This is a genomic window from Paraburkholderia phenoliruptrix (assembly GCF_902859825.1).
Classification (GTDB): Bacteria; Pseudomonadota; Gammaproteobacteria; order Burkholderiales; family Burkholderiaceae; genus Paraburkholderia; species Paraburkholderia phenoliruptrix.
In genome coordinates this window covers 1-2,559 of record NZ_CADIKB010000101.1, presented here as the reverse complement: position 1 = coordinate 2,559, position 2,559 = coordinate 1, and the positions used below count along the sequence as shown (strand labels likewise).

The window sequence follows — 2,559 nt, the reverse complement described above, 5'->3', positions numbered from 1 at the left end:
ATGTCCGCGCGAACATCGCACCGATAGCCTGTCAGCGGCGTTCAGAAACCTCGCCGACGAAGACGACTTCACGGCACGCTATGCGGCGCTGCTTGAGCACTACGGCATGCACGGCACGCGCAACAATCGTGGCCTCGGTCACGAGTATGGTGCGGTAAAAAATATGTCACAGTGGTTCTCAACAACCCCGCATCGTCTATCGCGTTGACGTTTCCATGACGACATAATTTTCAGGCTGATACTGATATTCCACTGATCAATGATGGGGGAATATCATGTTCGAGACTCTCTTTACGCGTCCGCATGTTCTTGCTGCCCACAATCTCGCGCCCTGCGAGGAATCCAGGAAGCGCTTCCTCGTACATTGTCAGGAACAGGGTTATCCGCTCAGGTCGATTCGGAAGATCGCGTGGATCCTGCTGGTGTTTTCACAGAGCATTGATCTGTCACGCCCGCGGTTAATAACGCACGAGGAAATCGCGTTTGCCGTTGACCATCGGATTCGACTTCTCCGAAGTGAGCGCACGAACGAGTCCCGCAGCTCGCGGCTTCTCTTCATCCATACCGCCACGGCTTGGCTGCGCTTCCTGGGGCGTCTGGAGGAACGGCATCCTATAGAAGAACCATTTGTTCGCTATGTCGAGCACTACGTCGATTTCATGCGCGACCAGCGAGGACTTTCCTCTGCCACGATTTCAACCTGTCGTGATGAGATCGGCCATTTTCTGGCAATGGTCTGTCGCCCTGACAAGGCACTCGATGCTCTCACTATCCACGATGTCGACACCTACCTCGCCTATCAAGGCCACCGCGGCTGGAGCAGAGTCTCATTGCACGCGCTTGCGAGCACGCTGCGCAATTTCTTCCGGTACGCAGAAGGACAAGGGTGGGCTACCAACGTTGCGTCGGGCATTGAGGCACCTGTGGTGTATAGAGAGGAGGGGTTGCCGCTCGGGCTGAACTGGGATGACGTGCAAAGGTTTGTCGCCAGCTTTGTCGGCGAGAGCACGATCGATCTACGCAACCGTGCGATGATCATGCTGCTGGTTGTTTACGGACTGAGGCGCGGCGAGGTGGTACGGCTCCGTCTGGAGGACATCGACTGGTGCGGCGAGATCCTTCATGTCAATCGTCCGAAGCAACGCTGCACACAGCAATACCCGCTGGTGGCAACCGTTGGAAACGCCATTCTGCGCTACCTGAAGGAAGCGCGTCCACGAAGCGCCCATCGAGAGCTCTTCCTGTCGGTCGAGGCGCCGATCCGACCGCTGTCACCCGGACGCGTAAGCGGCATTGTCCGCTCGCGTCTCACGACGCTGGGCATCGATATTCCGCGGCGTGGCGCACATTGCCTGAGGCACGCTAACGCCCGGCATTTACTCGACGCTGGTTTTGCGCTGAAGGAGATCGGTGATCACCTCGGCCATCGCAGCGCTTCGTCGACGAGAATCTATGCAAAGGTCGACCTGACCGGACTGCGGTGTGTGGCCGAGATCGATCTGGGGAGTCTGCTATGAAGCTCTCCGAACTCGTCGCCCAATACGTGAGCCACAAACGGGCGTTGGGCATGCGCTTCAATTCCGAGGCGGCCACGCTTGCCTCATTCTGCCACCGGGTTGATGGCAACATTGATGTGGAATCGGTCACGGTCGAACAGGTACAGGACTTTCTGACTGGCAACAGACCGCTGACTAACCATTGGCGGAAGAGAAGGTCTGTACTTGACTGCCTGTTTCGTTTTGCCCTCTCGCGTGGATATGTCAAGGCTTCGCCGCTTCCTCGCTACAGTCCGAGATTGCCGCCACCGCTGACACCCTATATTTATTCGCAGCAGGAATTAAAGCGCCTGCTCGACGTGGCGTCGGCGGCATGCAGTCCACGCGGTCTGCTGGATGCATATGTTTTGCGTGCACTCATTCTGATTCTGTACGGCGGTTGCCTCCGCCATGGCGAAGCCTTACGGCTAACCATGCAGGACGTCGATCTCGACGAAGCCGTCCTGCACGTGCGCGAGAGCAAATTCTATAGATCGAGGCTGGTTCCGCTAGGCGCAGATCTGAATAGAGCGATGCAAACCTATGCCCGGCAACGCAACCAGAGATTTGGGCAGGCACCGGATGCGCCGTTCTTCTGCTTACGCGATGGTCGCCCCCTGAGCCAGAAAGCTGTGCGCAAGGCCTTCCAGCGACAGCGTACTCTGGCAAATATCCAACGCGAAGGCGGTGCGTCCTGCCAGCCGAGGCTGCATGATTTGCGACACTCAGGCGCAGTGCACCGGCTAATTGCTTGGTATCGCTGCGGCGCAGATTTGCAACTGTTGTTGCCGCAGCTCGCGACCTATCTCGGCCACATCGATCTCGCGGGCACCCAACGCTACCTTACCCTGACGCCCGAGTTGCTGAATGCAGCGAGCACGCGCTTTGAAACGTACGTCCTTGAGGTGCAACATGGGCAATGTCCCAGGCGTAGTTGAAGGTTGAAGGCGGCGGTTCGCCAGTGGAATCCGAGAGAATCGGGTTTCCAGGACCAACCTCCCGAACAGGGAACCAAGGAGAACCG

Annotated in this window: 2 protein-coding genes and 1 pseudogene; all 3 read left to right on the top strand. The window is 57.7% G+C overall.

Translation table 11 applies throughout. From position 1 onward, the window contains the following. A pseudogene (locus tag HV711_RS33105) lies at positions 1–160 on the top strand (IS21 family transposase); the annotation flags it as partial. Between the two features lie 115 nt (positions 161–275). Further along, positions 276–1,517 (top strand): tyrosine-type recombinase/integrase, encoded by a 1,242-nt coding sequence (locus HV711_RS33100; RefSeq protein WP_035486392.1) that lies wholly within the window; start codon positions 276–278, stop codon positions 1,515–1,517. Further along, positions 1,514–2,473, top strand: a complete 960-nt coding sequence (locus tag HV711_RS33095; protein WP_035486396.1) for a tyrosine-type recombinase/integrase — start codon at positions 1,514–1,516, stop codon at positions 2,471–2,473. The genes HV711_RS33100 and HV711_RS33095 overlap by 4 nt, the downstream gene beginning before the upstream one ends. Positions 2,474–2,559: the final 86 nt, after the last annotated feature.